The sequence below is a fragment of the Streptococcus pseudopneumoniae genome, assembly GCF_001076775.1.
Lineage (GTDB): Bacteria > Bacillota > Bacilli > Lactobacillales > Streptococcaceae > Streptococcus > Streptococcus pseudopneumoniae_G.
On the sequence record NZ_JVGV01000020.1, the window covers coordinates 1 to 18269 of the forward strand.

Below are 18269 nucleotides of genomic sequence, written 5' to 3' on the forward strand. Positions count from 1 at the left end.
GTTTACTCGTCTGATTTTAATGAACGAGTTGCCTGCTCTAGAGACACTGTTTAACGTTCTCCAGCCAGTATCGCCGATTAGAACACGCCAGCCCGTATTACCATTTCCACTCTCTTTTATCCATTTCAGGGCGCCATTCGTCACATTGACGTCGACATAGGTCGTCCCGATTTCGGCAGTGATACGACCTTCTGGTGAGCCTGTACCACGGATTTCTTGCCCTACATTATCTGGTAGCGGTAGAGTGACATTATTACCCCCGACAATGCCGAGGGTATTTCCTGTCAGGGTCAGCCTTGGTTCAGGCCTTTGGTTCAGCACCTTTACATCACGGCCGACAGCTTGAGCAAATTCCTCTAAGTTGTTCATGCTATCACGCTTTCGCTGCGTTGTATGTCGACACTAAGTCAACATTAGCAAAAGAGTCAAGTCGTGTACCAAGGTCAGCTAGTTTTTTCACGACTGCTGCTTCAGTATCCCCACTCATACCTGAAATCATCGTAGCAATCTCTTTCAGTGTGTCAAGATTTTCAGGCACTCCATCGCCTAAAATCTCAGCTTTCACTGCGGTTTTAGCCTGTTCAATGGCTTGCGTTAGTGCAGTTATGTCAACCTTCGTAGCGAGTAACTGCATAATTATCTTGTTATCCGCCCCCAAGGCTTCCGCAAACGCGATCAATTTACTTGTATCCATAATTTATCATACCTTTCCTAAATTATAAAATTTCACTAAGTCCGGAAATTCCTGACTTACTGTACCGTCACCACCTACAGTCTTCCCTGCAAGTTGCTTCTTAACTTCTTCTGCGATATCCAGCTCTTTTAGAGCATGGACTTCCTCTGTGACCAATTCTTTATCTGAAGCTACTATCTTGATATGCGTAGCCTTATCGCTTGGAAAAATATATCCGCCAGCGCTAATCTCTAACCGATATTTCCCAACAGGCAAGATAGCATCCAGATTAAAATTCACGCTTGAGTTTGTGACAGTCACCTTCTTCTTCCACTGGTGCTTGTCCATGGTCAGACTGACGACCGCCACCTCCCCTTCCAGAGAGGAGACGGCTCGATAGTCTTCGTCTAAAAGGACAAATCCAAAGGTAGAAGCTACATCACCCTGCTTGATGAGGGAACCGCCATCCACTTGTGCGAGATTGGTCGTATTGAGATTACAGACCATTCTGCGCCCCTTTCTTAGCTTTTGCTCTGAATCAACGTTTTCAACTCTCTGACATCTTCACCTAACGACTTAACTTGTTCTGCAAGAACTAAGATAGCCTTGTTCTGTTCGTCATGGTTATCTAGTCGTTTGTTTGCAGATCTTTTAAATTCGTTCAGATTCTCGATATCTTTCTCTAAAACCGTGAGACGATTCTCTTGTTTGGTCGCTCGGTCTTTCATTGAGAAATAAAGTCCGATGACAGGAATCAGAGAGAGGAAAATTTGGACAATTAAACGTTCAAATTCTGCCATAGTCACCTCCATTATTAGTTAGGTGTAACTGTTGTAGCAGAAGGTTCCGTTACTGTTGGAGTTACGGTAGCTGTCGTAGAAACTGTAGTTGCTGGTGCAACAGTCGTTTCTTGAGGCTCGTACTTCCATGCTGCCCCTGTTCCGTCGAGTTCAAGACGACCATTTCGGGCAAAGTCGCTGACTGGTTCACCGTTGTAAGTGAATTCCTTATTCAACTGAACCAAGATACGTTTACCTTCTCCATCTACCTCAACATGAGCTGGGTCTTCAATGGTAATCAAGTCATGTGCCATATAGCGTTTACCAACTTCAGCAAGTGGAATCAACTCTACCAACTCTTTGTAGTTAGTTCCATAAGCGATTGTCTTGCCTGCTACTGCATTTAAAACGACCGCATGGATGATTTTCCCATAGCGGTCTGTTTCGGCTTTGTTATGCTTAACTTCTTGGTCTGTAGCCGTCTGTTTCGCTTCAGTTTGAGCCAGTTTCTGTTCTGCTTCTTGCAATTTTGCTTGTGTTTGCACGATGGCATTTGTTGGGTCAAGTTCTGTACGGATATGGTCTAGCACTGCTTGAACCAAAGTCGCTTCATTATCTTGTGTATGGTCACCGTGAAGTTCTACTTGCTCGTAAGAATAGCGTCCGTTGTTTTCCATCTTGATTGCGACAACTGTTGTGTTTTCTGCGCCTTTAAGATATGGTTTAATTGCTACTTCGTAATTCATTAGTTAGTTCCTTTCATTTTGACTTGTGTTTCTTCGAACAGTTCTTTAAGCGCTGGGTCATATTCCAGCACCGCCTTAAAGGCCTGTAATTCTGCTAAAGTCAGCGTATAGCGTGCCTCTAAATGCGCACGATTCAATTCGCTATCAGCTAAACGGTTGACGAGCGACTCAGCGACTAGCATGTCGATTGTGTGATTATCCATGTATGTTCTCCATTTCTTTGATTTTCTGGTCTAGTTCTTGGACAGCCTTCAGCAAGTAGGGTATGAATTTTGAATAGTTGATAGACAGATAAGATGTTGTTTCATCTATTTCAATTGCTTCAGGGACTACCTTCTGGGCTTCCTGCGCAATCAAACCAATCTCTTCATATTTCTGGCTCTCGATGAAATCAAAAGAGACCATGTTCAATGCTTGAATTTTATCCAAGGCATTAACTGGACTCTCTTTAATATTTTCTTTAAGTCGCTTATCTGAGCTTGAAGTGATACCTGCGTATCCGCGCCATTTTGCCGTAGTAATCTGATTCCACCAACAAACGGCGTTATCACCTCCTGCTGGATTTGATCCAGCGCCATAAATATCTGCGTTTCCTGTCCAGATACCTTTGGCAACATTAATCTTGCTGTAGAAATTAACGTTTGTAGAGCCAGAAAAGTCAACTTTCCCATAAAAACTAACTGTATTCTTACAATACATCTGTCCATCTGTATCCACATGCCAAGAGTTCGGTCCTGCTTGATTCCAGTTACCGCCCCAATTTGCCCAGAAAGCTGTCTTAGTACCATAACCAGCACCATTCCCCATACCAACTGAGAATTGATTAACACCAGAAATCCAGCGTCCACCTCCATTGTCAAACTGACCCAAGGTGAAACCTCCAATTTCGCCTTGATAGGCTTGTAAGAAGGTTGAGCTAGATACGACAGATTCAATTTTAGTTGTGAAGATTTCCTTAGATGTCAGCTTGTCAATCAAGGCATCTCTAGCTGTCAGATTCTTGATTAAGGCATCATCTACGCTGATTTTATCGCCTGTGATGGCACCTGCTTTAATCGTATCTGCAGTCACAGACCCAGCTGCTAACTTCCCAGCAGTCACCGCACCATCAACAATCATGTCGGATTTCACTCGAACCCGTGGAGCGATGATATCCACCCCTCTAGGACTTGCGGAAATGGTAGAGGCTAACTGCTCGCCAGTCAAAGTAGTAGAGCCGATGGTCACTCCTTCAGGCGTAACTTGAACCCTAGCACTGTTAGCAGCGTCTCGCACTTCCTGCCTGATTTCTTTAGCAGTCTGAGCGATAGCGCTCTTGACATTCTCATCAAAGAACTGGGTCAGCGCCCCTTTATTATTCTGCTGGATTTTGCCCCAGAGAGTGCTGTTCGGGTCTGTTAATTCCAGTTCAATAGAACGCATATCCTTGAAGAGACCTGACAAGGTACGTTGCGTGACGGTAGGCTCCACAAAACTAGTAGGAAAATCTCCCTGCTCCAGCTGGATATCCGTCAGCACCGTGTCTCCCACACAGCCCATGTGATGAAGCTTCAGCAGTTCATCTCGTGTCCGTGGCTGAAAGACCTTATAATACCGTCCGTTATGCTCAAGAGCAGGCGAACGAACATTTTGAATGGTAATATCCATTTGTCACCTCCATGTTGAGTAAAAGCTCATATAAACATCTCCATTTGATGAATTAAATTCCCTTTTTGCTTTCTCAAAGTCCTCATTATTTCTAAAACGAGCTTTAATATGGTTTTCTCCATACCCTCGTTCTAGTGTTACTGGAATAACATTTGATTCAGTTTTGCCAATGAACCGAACTTCGTCAATCGAATTGTTACTGAAACCAAATGTATAATCATAGATATGCATTACATTCTCTCCGTAAGCAGGAGAGGTAAGGACTCTTTTGCCAAAAAGTTCTAAAACTCGTATTCTTTTCTCCCAGACTAACTGAGTTCCTACATAACGCTGAACAACTTCCCTGCTACCAACGTAAATTCCTTCTCTAGCCATACTACCTCCTATTGACTAAAAATATCGTAGATAGTATTACTATCCTTGTTAGGAATCGCGTCATATTGAGACCTTGTACCAGACCAATATTTCATTGGTTGCCCACCGTTCTGGTTGATGATATTTTGACCAGGCGCTCCATCTGCTCCTCTAGCGCCATCAGCACCTCGTGCACCAACTGGACCTGTTGCACCGTCGCTAACATTATCAAGTCGTGTACTAGCAGCTGCTTTGATTCCGTTGTACGTTACAACGATGTAGACCTCAAGCCAGCCTCCTGAACGCTGAGAAGCATTCCACTGGCCAAACTTTCCATTGGCATCAGGCGTTTGGCTCAGCAAACTTTGCCAGTTATTATTCCCAAACCCTCTGTAGTAATAATCAACCGTATATCCACTAGTTAACCGTGTTCCGTCATAGTAGACATCTGCAATCAGGTTTAACTGGCTGGTCGCACCGTTTCTGTAAGACCCTTCGATACGAACATTCGCATTTAAGCTATGACCGTTATCGCCTCGCAAACCTTCCCTCTGCTGGCTTGTCAGGTCCTCGAATCGCATGACACCGTCCGCTCCTTGTGGTCCTGCTGGTCCTGTTTCTCCACGGTCTCCTTTGGGACCTGTTAGATACTGCAGGGCTGAGAAACGGTCACGGCCATTTCCGACCTTGACCTTGCCTGTATCACTCTCAATGCCTAACTCGCCATCAAGTAAGACCAGAGTGCTACTTGCCCAGTCGCTCGCTGACATACGCTTGTGTTGTACCCTCACTGGGATTGTCTCTGTCATGTTTTACCTCCGTCAAAAATAAAAGTTGGATTTTGGTTCCAACTTCCGTCATATCTAGCATTTTGTCCATCAACAACCGTCTTATAGACTGGCGCTAGTTCAATCCGTGTTGTCTGATTGTCAACCGTCACAGACTGCTCTACATTCTGATACCAGTCCCCTGAGAATGTCAGACGATAGGCACCGTAGTAAACTGCTAGGATCTTCTCCTCTTTTTGGACAAGGTCTTTCTCAATCACTGGCATGACTGAATTAGCAGGCGCAAGATGAACGTGGCCACCATAGAACGTAGGCTTATTGACTACCACAGTCACATCTGTCTTACCATATGGCGTGCAGGTTGCTGACCAACTGATGACATACTGCTTACCAACCTCAAAACCGTCTCCATTATGACCGACCTCAACAAAATCCGTTCCATAACTAATTTTCTTAGCCGTGCCACCATTAAGACGGTTCTTATTGTACTGGGTGTTCCCGTCGCCACCAATCAGACTTGCATTGACCCTTGCAGTCTCACTGACCTGCTCCAGTTTCTTGCTTAATTCAGCGATTGAGTCCGCACCACTCATCAATTCCTCACGGATTAGCTTCACGAACTCAGGACGCTCTTTCTCCATTTCCTCGTGGATTTTAGCGCCAAATTCTTCAGCCTTAGCCTTGTATTGCTCGATGGCATCCGTGATAGCTTTCTCATGCTTGGCAAATTCAGCATCAAACGCACGGTCAGCGTTGGCGATCGCACGCTCCAGCATGATGTCAAATTTTGTTTCTTGCTTGTCCAAGATTGCGTTTGCTACTGCTGACACTCCACCACTATTTCCCCCTGATTTTACTTTGTCATCAAAGGTAATGGTTAGATAGGCACCCTGTCCATTGTTTGCCAAACAGTCATACTCGTAGGCAATGGCTTTCTTATAAACGTCCACATTGTGCTTATAACTTTTCAGGTTAACTGTATCACCCATATGAACAGTCTGGCCATCAAGCTCGTAGGCTTCAATCTTAATGGCATCTGTAGCCTTATCTATGTGTTCGTTAGTAAATTTAGCACTAGCCCACTTTGTCAACTCCTCAACGGTTTGAATGTTGTTATTTGTATAACTTCTTTCGTTGATGTAAGGGTAAGCGCCAATCAACGGGCTATCAACCGTTATGGCAATCGTTGTGTCTTCCTTAGCTCCCTCTGCCTTAAATGTAGACTTAGCATGGATCCGAGTAACAACATTTTGTGAGTTTTTGGTTCGTTGATAGGATTTAAGGTTTTTGTGGGTAGAGATAATAACACCTCTGTCCTCTCCTCGGTTTCGCTTAATTGAGATAGCAAAATTATCCCGAACCATCTCTCCTTCCCATGTCCCAACAATTGAATGAGCGCCATCCATCAACACGCTGTAGAGTGTTTCTACTTCTTTTGTGTTTATGGTTCTCCTGTCTGTGATATCACTTGTAAATGAAAAATCGTTGATAGGAGACTTAGCGACTTGTACCAACTGAGAAAGAGCCTGCCAGCAACTCTGCTTGTTGACAGACAGAGGATTGATAGACCGCTGCATAACGTCATCAGTGATATGGTAAGCAGTTATTTCTAAATGATCATCATTCTCTACTGGTTTCTTGATACGGAACAACTGCGGACCAAGCACAGGCGCTGGTGCCTTAATCAACATATCCTCACGGAAAAGTTGATAAATCTCAGAGTCGGTGATAGGATAGCGAACAGTAAGGGTAAAATCCCCGTTCATTTGCTCTTTTATGATAGCTGAAGTCGCTTCATGCAGTGGAATACCGTTCCATTTAACGTTACGAGTATCACTTTCAAGCAAATATAGCATTACGCCCACCCCCAAACTGTCTCAATCGTCATGGAACTGATACCAGCACCTAAGACAATCCCAACATCTTGTTTTTTGATTGGGTCAATCGTGATAAAATCCCCTGTCCACTTAATTCTGGAACCTGTTCCGTCCAAGAAACTAGGATTGTTAGGGTTATTTACCATGATAGCTTTTCCAGACAGTCTTTCTAAGCGGATAACCTGCCTATCCACTGTGAAACTAACCTCAGTCGTACTCTGACCAGTTAAGGTAATTGTCGGAAAAGCCAAAGCAGAGCCCTTAGCTCTTAAAGTTCCACTTCTTGAAAAGGTTTGATTGTCCGTAGCTTTGAAAAATTTTGTAGGGTGACACTCAAATGTGACTTTAAGCGCATAGTACCCTGCACGATTTCTAGTAGTCTCGGAAATCTTTACCTTGTAACACCACATTTTTGTGGTCTTGACACGTTCACTTTCAAGCCAAAAGTTTTCTCTTGCAAAGAGAGCCAGAAAACGGTTCAAGTCCTCCTCTTTTGGCTTGACTAAGTGAAGCGTGTAGGATTTCTCAACCATCCCTCTATGATGATTAGTTTGTAGGATGGCTCCGCTGATCCCATCATGCTCCCATAGTTTTGTCTTGCTATTGGCAATCACAATGGATGGAGCTTCTTCTACAATCACATCAAAAGGAAAAGAGGAGGTTGCTACACCATCAATCACCAGTTCATTATGTTTGATCATACGATTCCTCCTCTAAGTTGTGTTTTCCGCTGTAACTCATCCGCAATTTTTTGAGCGACAACGTCAGCAATACGGTTGATATCCATCTCTTCACTGATGTTGTTTCCACTAATGCTGACATTGATAACAGGAGACAGACCTCCCATTGTTTGAGCGATTCCACGACCGATAGCTCCCAAGGTTCGTTCGTTCAGTGGTAAGACAGCTTCGTTTCCAGCCTCTCCACCAGCCATTAAACTATTTCCATTTGAACCGAAAACAGTCGGCTTGGTCAAGATACCGCCCTTGGCGAACCATTTTACATCAATACTTGGCAACCCTCCGCTTAACCAGTCAAAAGGATTGGTAGATCCAGTAATACGAAAATGTGGGACAGGAATATGAGGCCATCTAAATTCAAAGTTAAAGAATCCCTTAATAGCTTCAATTGCACTACCAACTAAATCCTTAGCTCCGTTAATAGCATTGCCGATTGTATCTTTAATACCGTTCCAAATGCTACTTGCGGTTGATTGAATACTATTCCAGATATTGCTAATCGTATCTCTTATACCGTTAAAGACACTTGAGACCGAACTTGAAATACCATCAAATATTCCTGAAAGAGTGGATTTGATACCATTCCAAACAGTTGAAGCAACCGTTGAGATAGTATTCCAGATGTTAGACAATACCTGCGCTATGCCATTAAAGATAGTCCCAATGACACTTGCAATCCCATTCCAGATTGTTTCTCCAACACTCTTGATGGTTTCCCAAGCGCCCGACCAGTCACCAGTGATGATCTGCATCACTGCCTTGATAATACCCAAAACAACGTTAATAGCTGTCTCAACTACCGTTTTAATCACTTCCCAAACTGTAGAGGTGATAATCTGAATATTATTCCACTCTCCCTCTATAAGAGGACCTATAACAGTCATAACAGCGCTAATGATAGCGGAAATGCCAGTCCAGACTGCGTCCGTAATAGAACGGATTAGCTCTTGGTTTTCAGTCCACCACGTTACGACAGTGCCAAAAATACTCATGATGAAATTTGAAATTTCACCTACAACAGTATTGATGACAGATGAAATAGCCTCCCACACAACTGTGACGGCGTTACGAAATCCTTCATTCGTTTCCCATAAGTATTTTAAAATGACAACGACCGCTGCCACTGCGGCCGCTATTGCAGCTGCTGTCCCAATGATTGGTAAAGCGGCAGTGATCATTGCCCCTATCGACGTTGTAAATATAGCTTGCAGAGAAAAGAATATAGGCGCTAAAACTCCTACAGCAGTAACAACTGTCCCTAGAATGACAACAAATTCTTTAATCGGGCCAGGCAAAGTACCAAACCAATCTGCTACACCTTTTATGATGTTTCCTAAAGCTTGAAAAACAGGAATCAACATTTCCAAAAGAGGTTGACCTAATGCAGCCAAGGCATTAGTTCCAGATTGTTTTAGATTCCCCATGACGTTTTCTAAGCCGTCAGATTCTCTTGCAGCTTGACCAAGTGCCCCAGAAAGTTCATTCCCGTCTTCAACCATTTGAAGCAAAGTTAATTGCTTTTGCGCTTCGCTCAAATCCTTAAATGACTTGCCGTACAGTTTATTTGCTGCCGCATTACGAGTTGTTTCTGTTGCAGATATCCCCAAAGCCGCATCGTTGGCAAAATTTCCTTTAAGAAATGATTGAAGGCTCTCAGTAACACTTTCAATAGATTTATCATAAAAAGCAGCACCATCTGCCGCCGCCTTAGTTGCCCTAGTAGATAAATCTAAGGCTTGAGCTGTGTCTAGACCAGATGTTTTGGCAAAGGAGGCCATTTGGGTAAAGCTTCCTTGTAATCGTTCTGGTACAATAGACATTTCTTTACCAATATTATTAAGAGCCTCTCTAGCTTGACCTTCCATATCCCCAAAAACTGTACTAAATTGGGCATTACTTGCTTGCATTGAAGCAGCTGCTTCAATAGCTTCTTTCCCAACGTCAACAAGTTTTTCTGAAATATCACCCAATTTCTCGCTAAACTGTTGGAGTAGTTCAGCTCTTGCAGCTTTAGCTATCTCCCCCAAGCTTTCTTGTGCGCTATCTGCTACAGACTTAGTCCCCTTCATCTCATCGTTGAGATGATTGAATGCTGTCTTAGCCTGATTCAGCTCCGCTTCCATCTTGTTAGCTTCAGCGGAGTTTTCACCATATTCTTTTTTAGTGATTTCTAATTGCTTCTCAAGGTTTTCAATTTGGCGAGCAACGATTTCAGACTGTGCGCCAATCTTCTTTTCAGCCAATGCCAACTTGTCAGCTTCACTAGCGTTGGCACCCATCTGGCTTTCTTGCAGCTTAAACGAACTAACTACTTTTTCAGATTCGCTGGCAAGTAGTTTTTGCTCATTCTGCAATTCTTTCAGTTGGGTTTGGTTATTCTTGGTTGCACTCCCATTACCCTCAAGAGCCTGATTGACACTAGCTAGTTTTCCCTCATATCCTTTTAGGATATTTTGAGTTACTTCTACTTCACGCTGGAAAGCACGATACTGGTCTGCGCCAATATCTCCTTTTTTGAACTGTTCTTCAACTTGAGATTGAGCTTGTCTTAAGGTTTCTAGCTTTTCCCGAGTGGTTCCCACTTGCTTCTGTAAGACTTCTTGTTTTTGGGTTAGTAAGGTAACATTCCCAGTATCAAACTTTAAAGCATTATCAATTTGTTTCAGCTCTTTTGTTGCGTTGGCAGACTCTTGATTGACACCTTTTAACGCTTTTTGTAAGGGCTGAGTATCGCCATCGATTTCAATTTTTATCCCTTTGATATTTCCTGCCATATTTCCTCCTTTCCTTAAAAATAAGGAGCGCTGAGAGGTTTTCTATGACCAGAACACTAGCCAACTAAAGGAACTTGTCCTCACAATCGCTCTCTCAGCACTCACTTTTTCTCTAAAATGCATCAAAATCAGCTTGGGTGGCCTTCCGACTACCCGTTTTATTTTCGCTACGCAAATTGACATAATCTGTCTGATAATCTAACGCCATCCCAATGGAAATGTGCTTGAGATCATCGATAGATAAGCCAGTTTCCTTGCAACAAGATAGATAAGATTCTACCGTGAAGGCTTCTTCGCTTGCTGTTTCTGATGTGTCTGTTTCTTTTTTGTTTGCAGTACCGTATTCAACATTTCCATCATTAGCGGACAAACTTCGTCAAGAGGAAATTCTTCCATCTCCATAAAGAAATCATCAAACGGTTTAATTTTAGGATTGCCAGATTTAGCGAATACCCAAAATAGACGATAGAAAAAGGTAATATCGAAATCTTCTAGAAGAGATAAATCGACGCTTTCCGCTACCAAATCATTACCTTTTTCCAATTGATTCAATTGAGCTACTAATTGTTTATTTTTCAAAAGTCCCAAAAGGTCCTTGAAAAAATCCTGCCCAAACTCGTTTTTGTAAGCGATTGGAGTATAGGCATTTGTTGCAAGCTCATAGCGCTTGTTGCTGATTTTAATACTTCGACGCATTCTTTACTCCTTATCCTAGAGATGTTGGTTCGTAAACGCTAGTAAACCAAGCGTCATACACTTCTTTTTTGTCAGCTGACGTAATAGAACGTTTCACGACGCTATCAAGCGGACGTGGTGAACCCTTAAAGCTAAGTTCGCGTTCATTGACAGTTGTTCCACTCTTAGTACCAGAGCCGTTTGATGGACGACTAGCAGAGCAGTAGTAGATAACGTAACGAGTCTTATTTTTATCTCCTGAAAATTCAAACATAATTGCAAACGGTTTAGTGGAAGCATCGCCTTTTTCAGTCAATACTCCTGTTTGTTCGTCCTTGATTTCTCCTAGGATTTTCGTCGCAAACTCTTCCGTGATATGCGGTACTTTCAATTTTCCTTCATACCCTTCATTTGAGTTCATGAAGTGGTAGTCCACGTCGTCTGCTTGGATTGCTTTCGATTCTCCTTTTGGCTCTAACTCCAAGTTCATAGCTCCAGGGAAACGGAAAATTTGCCCGTAGCTAATGACTTTTGTATCACTGTTGATACTTTCGATTGGTGCGATATGCACGTTTTTCAATCCATAGGTTACTGTATTTTCTGTTTTTGTCATCTTCTTCTCCTTTAGTACAAATAAACAGTATAAGGCTTGACAGATAGCCTTTCTGTTGGGATATAGCTTTCTTCTGATACCTCAAAAACAAGTTGATGTTTAGACAACAACTCTTCCAAGGATTCTTCCAAATCTTCGTCTTTACGTTCAAAGATAAGCTCTACAGTCACAGATTTAATCTGGTATTTCTGTTCGTCGTCTGCTCTCTTGATATCTGGATGTGATTCAAAGTAGATAAGGTAAGGTGTTTGAGGAACGTGTCCATTTTCAAACGCACGATAGGCTATAGGTAGATTCGCTTGACTTAGAATATCGACAAGGTCAGATAATTTCATTTTTGGATAGCCTCCTTTACTTTCCGTTCAAAGGAATTGATTAGCTTTTCTTCTACAGGTTTGATGTGAGGGATAGCACGACTGCGTCCTCCATTTCTTAAGACATGGTCATTTTCAAGCAGGTGTGTCAATTGGTAGCTTGTAGCATTATGGATTACGTATGAGCCTTTGGCGTTTTTCTTGAGGCGCCATCCTCTCGCATACTTCCCTTTATTCTTTGGACTTGTCACCTTCAAAGTCACAACAGCTTCATCACCTAACTCTTGTGCGATAGCGTCAATCTCATCTTCTAACTCACTAGAATATTCGCTCAGTGCTTTAGCGATTTCTGCTGAAAGGTCACCTGTTACACTCATGGCAATTCCTCCATCAAGGTCAGCTCCAGAATTTCTAAACCAATCGGAAATGTCTTGAGAATACGATACCGTTTCCCATTAAATTCCGCTTCTTCCTCGTTGTTATACTCAAAGCTATGAATATCAAGGATAAGGCTTGGTCTAAGTCCAACCTGGCTAGCCTGATAAAATTCAGAACGAGTTATGGAACGCTTACGACACAAAATAGTCAATCGCTTTTCCTCAAATAAAGGCTGGTGCAATTTATCTAATCCTGTTTTAACCCTTGAGATCAATGTAATCTCATTGTTCCATGCCATGACTCACCTCAATTTCAAATTATGCAACCGCCATAAAAGGTGGCGTGGCATATCCACTCCACCCTCATAGCGAAAGGCTGCAAAATCAACTACAAACATTTGGTGTTCAGCGTTTTCTGATTCAAGCGAAACTCCCAAATTATCTTCCAGTTCAGTTATGACAGCTTCGATGATTTTATTCAAAGGCTTATCACGTAGATTTGTTGCTATACCCAATTTTAGTTTTAGTAATTCTAATAATTGAGCATTGTCCATAACTACTCCTCTTCTTCCTCTTCAGGTTCTTGAGGTTCTGTTTCTCCTTCGGAAATATCGGAATCATCGATTTTAGTCAAGAAAATAGATCCTGCACTATTTGACCCATCTAACAACTCTTGAATGAAGGCCTTGGTGCTCTTATATCCTGTTCGGGGATAAATATCCCCGATTTGATATTCATATTGTTGAGGGTCTCTCAAATCCTTAAAAGGACGGATTACTTGATAAGCCATCAGCTCCCTCCTTACCCTGCAGCATCAGTGTAAGTTACATAGAACCCTGCTGCTTCATCAACTTTCTTAACATCGAAACGGTTGGCAGTTCCTAGGTATTGACCGTAGATTTTATCATCTTGCCATTTTACAGTTGTTTGAGCGCGATCAAACAATGTCGCAAACTCTCCTACATCACCGATGAAGGCTTTCATTTCACCTTTAGCATCTCCAATGATATCATCAGGATAAACATCGATTACACGACCAGCGAACTTGTAGCCAGTTGGAGATGTGATGTCTGTTTGAAGCATGTAGCGACCGTCCTTGTCCTTGATTTTATCAAGAGCAGCAAACATAGATTGGGTACATACAATAGTTGCATCGTAGTACGGTTTCAATTCCACGTTGAGAATATCTTTCAAGCCATCCAAACCAGCTGCGCTTTTAGCTGTAGCTGTCTTGAGAACTTTAGCAATCTCTTTATTCTTAGTGATACGTTCTTGGTTCTTAGCTTGTTTAGCAACCAATCCCATGACATCGTAGTCAGCATCATCAATCAATTCTTGAGACACTGGCAAATGTCCACGACGTGTCTTGATTTCATAGTTCACTTTTGTGAAAGTTGGTTTAGCCAATTCAGGGTTTTCTTCCAACTCTTCAACGGTGTTCATTGTTTGGTCAGTCAATTTAACAACTGCCCATTTACCGCTTGCATTCTTGACATTAACGATGTTGACCAATGAAGTCAAATCTGTCTTGTCTTGTTTCGCTTCTTTAGGCGTCATCAATTCAACAGGAATGATTGCTTCCCCTTCAGCAGATTTGAGACCATCAGCACGCACTTCTTTTGTTCGAAGATAATGGTTAAATGCTTCACGTTGTTCCAATGTTTTTCCTCCTCGTTTTTCCGTTTTACCTGGAGTTGGTGCTTTTCGATTTTGCTCCTCGATTTGTTTTTCCAACTCCTCGATTTCTTTTTCTAGCTGCGCTTTTTCAGCTTCTTTTTCTTCAATTTCCTTTTGAAGACCGTCTACAGTCTTTTCAACTGCTGAAACTTCTTCCTCAGTTTCAGCACGGTCCAACTTCTCTAGTTCAACAACCGAACGTTTGTTCAATTCCTCGATAGATTCAATCAAACCTGCAACTTTATCTGCTTTTCTTCTTCTAAGAGCGCTAAAAATTACTGTCTTGTTCATAGCTTAAATTTCTCCTTAATTTCTTTCTTGCGCTTGTCTAGCGCTTCACGATTCGCACGGCTCTGACTTTCAAAGTCTTTTTGTCGTGCAGCAATTTCCGTTTGTGGATAGGCTGGGAAAGTACATGGACTCACTTCAAAGATTTCTAGTTCTAAGACAGTGTCCAGATACGAACCATCTTCACGTTCCTCTGTTTCGATTTTTATCGGGATAAAGCCAAAGCTACAACCGATAACATCTCCACGCTTGACACGGGCATAGGCTCCAACCGCTTGAGGATCATCCTTGTTAATGATGATGTCCCCAAAAAGACCAACATCATCAACACCCAGAGTCAGAGTTCCGTTACCTGTTCGACCAAGAACAAGGCTATCATCATGGTTAAATAAAGCTCTGATATCAGCGTCTGTGATAGCTTTTTCAACTCCAGCACGCTTGATAACTTCACAGTAGCCTGGCCACAATTCTGTCTCCTCGTCAAACTTGATAAAGTAGCCACTCAAAATCAAATCACCAGAGTCTTCTTCCCTAGTCTGAAATTGAGTGGCACGATAACTATTCCGTTTCTGCATTCTCTTCCTCACCTCCTTTCAATTTATTTTGGTCTCCTATCTTCTCTTGAGGGATAAAGTTCTCAAGGACAATCAACTCTTCCATCTCAGGATCAGGAGCCATACCAAGCCAATCTCTCCACTCATTACGACGCATTGCAGTACTGTTTGTCATTTGACGTGCAACCTCAGACAACTCTGTAATGTTGTAAGAGAAGAGTGAGCGAGGATTTAGCTTGAAGTAACGATTACTAGACAAAAGTAAGTCTCTGGTTAGTGTTTGAGTAATAGTGGTAGCGATACTCATAACAGTCGTATTTACAAAGTTGTTATACTCTGTCTTGTTGAACTCTCCCACGCCCAAAATAAAAGCAGGTACTCCTAATAAACCTGCAACTGTTCTTTTATCTAATTCGACAGACTCATTTAGAGCGATATCCGTTAGACTAAGCGGCTTTACCTGCTGGATGTCCAGCAATGCCTCTGGAACAATCCATGGAGCGCCAACCCTGCTAGTACTTAAATACTTCTCAGCGATACGCTCACGCCCTTGCTCCGAATCTAGTTCAGCACTAGACGAGTCAACCTTGACGATAAGACTAGGAATGTTCTTACCGTTCATGAAGCTTTTTTTAGTCTTGGTAGCCATGTTCAAACTTTGAACCACATCTGTCAACGTCACCCTAAAACCAGTACCAATGTAGGGAATATCTGGATCTGGATTGATGACAAAGTGGACTACTTCATCAGGGGAATACTCTTCACCCCTAAATGAGATTACATAGGAATCCTTATCTGTTTGGAACGAAACTTCTCTCATCGGAAATGGTCTTAGATTAGAAATATAATCCGTAACAAGATCATATTCCACATGTAGGACAGAGTTTCCATCGCCATATAGAAGCAAATCGCGCACAATCTTGAAAATCCATGACTTCCTTGTCATGTGTTCGCAGGGATTGATGTCAATCTTTCTAGCAAGCCCATCACGGATTCTGATATCACCTTTATCCGTATTCTCCATCAGATGGATGGTCATATTAGAGACCAAATCAGCAATCTTATTAACCGCTATCACCACATCTGGATTTCTGGCCAAAGGTACATACAAATCCATAAGGTTTGACAATCCTAAATCTGAATGACTCAGCATGTTGATTGGTTTACTTGGCTTGTTTCGTTTCCAAATCTTTTCAAAAATACCCATGTTTCCTCACCTCCTTTCTCTCTAATCAAAGAATCTCATTACATCGCCACCCTTGCCAAGATTAGCAAGAGCCTGTATACAAGCAAAGACGCTGGCATCAAACAAGTCAATCCTTGCAGTACCACCGTCTCCGTCTAATTTTTCATATTGCACAGCGTCATCCACCTTTTCAATCGCTCTAACGTTGCTCACACAATATTCATAAGCGTCAGAGTGAAGATAGTAAAATTCCTTATTCTTTACTTTGAACTCAATCCGCCTGAACCCTTCGGATTTCAGATAGAACAACTGAGGCTGGTCAATCATCTTGAACTTAGCCTTTTTCATCTTAGCCAAAAACTCACGACCAAACTTTCTGTCCATTCCCACAGCTTGGATTTTAAATCCACGCTCACGCATACTGATGAACCATTTGACGATATCGTCATAGAGAACTGTAGGAGTATTGCTCATCGTCAGCCAACCATCAGACTGCCACCCAAAAAGTGGAATCCCGTCATCGTTAGCTTTCTTCTGGGCATTTATCCGAGGAAAGAAAGCATGTGTGATGCAGATATCAACATCTTTTTCTCCATCGTGATAGACACCGTAGAGAGCAGCCGCTGTTAAGTCGTGCAATCTTGACAAGTCCGCACCACCATACCAACGAATCGGCAAGCGTGCCAGCTCTTCTAGACTCCAATCGTAGCAACTATCCGACGCAATAAACTCATCAGGATTGAAATAAGCGTTCATAGAGTTAGTGAAGATATTCAATGTCTTATTGAAAAACTCGTTTCGAGTCTGAGGATCATTCATAGCCTGCTCTGCTTCTTCCTTGAGAGCCTTGAGCGAAACCGTGACACCCCATGACGGATTAGCCATCTTGAGAATGTTCTCATCCAGATAGTCCACCACGTCTCCATCAGCAGATTGATTAGCCTTGCAGATGAAGATGAAAAATGAATCATCAGTGACCAATCGCTTGAGCACCTTTTGACAGTATTTCAGACGATTGGCAAGGAAACCAGTAGGAATGTCCCCAGCTGTAGAGATAACAAAAAGCATACTGTTACGGTATGCTGACATTGTTTTTTTCATAAGACCATGCTTCTTACTGTTTCGCATGGTATGAGCCTCGTCCAAGATGATGACATTCCCATTCAGAGAGTCAAGACGACTCTCATCATTGGCCAGAGCTTGGATGAAGAAAGAACCCTCATCACCAAAATTAGCAGTAATAGAGTGTTCCTGGTTATTGTCCTTGATACGAATGTTCTTATCGTTCCAGCGTTCAACATTGAATCTTAAAAAACCAAAAGCTTCCATCGCTTGCTTGACTGAGTTAGCAACGATATAGCATTTTGAACCGCTATCCGTGTCTAATATCTGGTAGGCAAGAGCAATTGCAGCAGTAAACGAGGTCTTTCCATTCTTCCGAGCAAGCATGATAAGCGCTTCTTTGAACCTGCGCTCATTCGTTCCCTTATAGTAAAACCCAAACAGATTAACCACAACGAAATGTTGCCACGGTTGCAAAAGCAACGGCTTGTTACGGATAGACACCGCAAACATATCATCGCCCTGCTGATGAACTATCACGTTCTCGATAAAGTGAATAACAAAATCCACCATATCCACATCCATCTCAAAAGCAGGATTTTCTAAATCACGGAAAAAACGTTCAGCAGCAAGAATGTTCTCTTCGCAATGTTCTTCTCGGTGAGTTAAGACGTGTTGAGCGTATTCTTTTGCTTTATCAAGATTACCCATTGCCAGTCACTCGCTTCTTCTTGATTTCGTTCTTGAACTTCAGGACCTCAGTAAGAACTGACTCACCCTCTTGTTCTACTACCTCACCGAGTGATTTCGGATTCATCATCAGCTGATTAGAATAGCTCAGGATGTCTTTCCTCAAAATTTCCATCGCTGTTAAGATTGGAACTTTGCGCTCATTTTCAGCACCAGCCTTATTGACGTAAGTATCTGTTACTGGATAACCCAAGTCAGCATAATCTTGAGCAAGTTTCTGATACTGGTATAACATACCTGCAAAAATGTCAATGATCATTTCGAACTCTTTACGATAAGTGCCCAAGTCTTTCATTTGCTTGACCACTTTTGACTTAATCGACTTCGCTGTAATTGGTTTAGCCAAAAACTACCTCCTTTCGTCAAAATCGCTTAGTTTTTACCCCCTTTTTGTT

Annotated in this window: 23 protein-coding genes and 1 pseudogene; all 24 read right to left on the bottom strand. The window is 42.3% G+C overall.

The features are described from left to right. Positions 1-369: pseudogene (locus ADJ60_RS05235) on the bottom strand (hypothetical protein); the annotation flags it as partial. Positions 370-373: 4 nt separating this feature from the next. Further along, on the bottom strand, positions 374-694 hold the full coding sequence (locus ADJ60_RS05240; protein ID WP_049543865.1) for a hypothetical protein: 321 nt from the start codon (positions 692-694) through the stop codon (positions 374-376). Between the two features lie 6 nt (positions 695-700). Then, positions 701-1180, bottom strand: a complete 480-nt coding sequence (locus tag ADJ60_RS05245; protein WP_049543867.1) for a hypothetical protein — start codon at positions 1178-1180, stop codon at positions 701-703. Positions 1181-1194: 14 nt separating this feature from the next. Continuing rightward, complete coding sequence (locus tag ADJ60_RS05250; protein WP_000807223.1) at positions 1195-1473, bottom strand: DUF7365 family protein; 279 nt, start codon at positions 1471-1473, stop codon at positions 1195-1197. Positions 1474-1487: 14 nt separating this feature from the next. Next, positions 1488-2198, bottom strand: a complete 711-nt coding sequence (locus ADJ60_RS05255; protein WP_049543869.1) for a hypothetical protein — start codon at positions 2196-2198, stop codon at positions 1488-1490. Next, entirely contained in the window at positions 2198-2401 is a 204-nt protein-coding gene (locus tag ADJ60_RS05260) for a hypothetical protein (protein WP_049543871.1), read from the bottom strand. The genes ADJ60_RS05255 and ADJ60_RS05260 overlap by 1 nt, the downstream gene beginning before the upstream one ends. Beyond that, positions 2394-3845 carry a gp58-like family protein gene (locus ADJ60_RS10785; protein WP_053092736.1) on the bottom strand — a complete coding sequence of 484 codons (1452 nt, stop codon included), beginning with the start codon at positions 3843-3845 and terminating at the stop codon, positions 2394-2396. Before ADJ60_RS10785 ends, ADJ60_RS05260 begins: the two co-directional genes overlap by 8 nt. Before the next feature lie 3 nt (positions 3846-3848). After that, complete coding sequence (locus ADJ60_RS05270; RefSeq protein ID WP_049543873.1) at positions 3849-4220, bottom strand: hypothetical protein; 372 nt, start codon at positions 4218-4220, stop codon at positions 3849-3851. Positions 4221-4228: 8 nt separating this feature from the next. Then, positions 4229-5008 carry a collagen-like protein gene (locus ADJ60_RS11845; protein WP_053092737.1) on the bottom strand — a complete coding sequence of 260 codons (780 nt, stop codon included), beginning with the start codon at positions 5006-5008 and terminating at the stop codon, positions 4229-4231. Then, on the bottom strand, positions 5005-6843 hold the full coding sequence (locus ADJ60_RS05280; protein ID WP_053092738.1) for a phage tail spike protein: 1839 nt from the start codon (positions 6841-6843) through the stop codon (positions 5005-5007). The genes ADJ60_RS11845 and ADJ60_RS05280 overlap by 4 nt, the downstream gene beginning before the upstream one ends. Further along, complete coding sequence (locus ADJ60_RS05285; protein WP_049543875.1) at positions 6843-7565, bottom strand: phage tail protein; 723 nt, start codon at positions 7563-7565, stop codon at positions 6843-6845. Before ADJ60_RS05285 ends, ADJ60_RS05280 begins: the two co-directional genes overlap by 1 nt. After that, complete coding sequence (locus ADJ60_RS05290; protein WP_049543877.1) at positions 7562-10378, bottom strand: TMP repeat protein; 2817 nt, start codon at positions 10376-10378, stop codon at positions 7562-7564. Before ADJ60_RS05290 ends, ADJ60_RS05285 begins: the two co-directional genes overlap by 4 nt. Before the next feature lie 276 nt (positions 10379-10654). Beyond that, complete coding sequence (locus ADJ60_RS05295; RefSeq protein ID WP_049543879.1) at positions 10655-11074, bottom strand: hypothetical protein; 420 nt, start codon at positions 11072-11074, stop codon at positions 10655-10657. Positions 11075-11084: 10 nt separating this feature from the next. Further along, on the bottom strand, positions 11085-11666 hold the full coding sequence (locus ADJ60_RS05300; RefSeq protein ID WP_049543881.1) for a major tail protein: 582 nt from the start codon (positions 11664-11666) through the stop codon (positions 11085-11087). A gap of 11 nt (positions 11667-11677) precedes the next feature. Continuing rightward, a complete protein-coding gene (locus ADJ60_RS05305) occupies positions 11678-12001 on the bottom strand; it encodes a hypothetical protein (protein ID WP_049543883.1) in 324 nt (107 codons plus the stop codon). Next, positions 11998-12357 (bottom strand): HK97 gp10 family phage protein, encoded by a 360-nt coding sequence (locus ADJ60_RS05310; protein ID WP_049543884.1) that lies wholly within the window; start codon positions 12355-12357, stop codon positions 11998-12000. Before ADJ60_RS05310 ends, ADJ60_RS05305 begins: the two co-directional genes overlap by 4 nt. Next, on the bottom strand, positions 12354-12656 hold the full coding sequence (locus ADJ60_RS05315) for a phage head closure protein (RefSeq protein ID WP_033686235.1): 303 nt from the start codon (positions 12654-12656) through the stop codon (positions 12354-12356). The genes ADJ60_RS05310 and ADJ60_RS05315 overlap by 4 nt, the downstream gene beginning before the upstream one ends. Positions 12657-12659: 3 nt before the next feature. After that, positions 12660-12911 carry a phage head-tail connector protein gene (locus ADJ60_RS05320; protein ID WP_033686234.1) on the bottom strand — a complete coding sequence of 84 codons (252 nt, stop codon included), beginning with the start codon at positions 12909-12911 and terminating at the stop codon, positions 12660-12662. 2 nt (positions 12912-12913) lie between these two features. Next, positions 12914-13147 (bottom strand): hypothetical protein, encoded by a 234-nt coding sequence (locus ADJ60_RS05325; protein WP_049543887.1) that lies wholly within the window; start codon positions 13145-13147, stop codon positions 12914-12916. A gap of 11 nt (positions 13148-13158) precedes the next feature. Then, complete coding sequence (locus ADJ60_RS05330; RefSeq protein ID WP_049543888.1) at positions 13159-14325, bottom strand: phage major capsid protein; 1167 nt, start codon at positions 14323-14325, stop codon at positions 13159-13161. Next, positions 14322-14897: an HK97 family phage prohead protease gene (locus ADJ60_RS05335; RefSeq protein ID WP_049543890.1), complete on the bottom strand. Its 576-nt coding sequence runs from the start codon at positions 14895-14897 to the stop codon at positions 14322-14324. The genes ADJ60_RS05330 and ADJ60_RS05335 overlap by 4 nt, the downstream gene beginning before the upstream one ends. Then, the gene (locus ADJ60_RS05340) at positions 14881-16083 is read right to left on the bottom strand and encodes a phage portal protein (RefSeq protein WP_049543892.1); all 1203 of its coding nucleotides are present in this window, start codon (positions 16081-16083) and stop codon (positions 14881-14883) included. Before ADJ60_RS05340 ends, ADJ60_RS05335 begins: the two co-directional genes overlap by 17 nt. A gap of 21 nt (positions 16084-16104) precedes the next feature. Next, positions 16105-17835: a terminase large subunit gene (locus ADJ60_RS05345; RefSeq protein WP_049543894.1), complete on the bottom strand. Its 1731-nt coding sequence runs from the start codon at positions 17833-17835 to the stop codon at positions 16105-16107. Beyond that, positions 17828-18220, bottom strand: coding sequence for a P27 family phage terminase small subunit (locus ADJ60_RS05350; RefSeq protein ID WP_049543896.1), 393 nt, complete (start codon positions 18218-18220; stop codon positions 17828-17830). The genes ADJ60_RS05345 and ADJ60_RS05350 overlap by 8 nt, the downstream gene beginning before the upstream one ends. Positions 18221-18269: the final 49 nt, after the last annotated feature.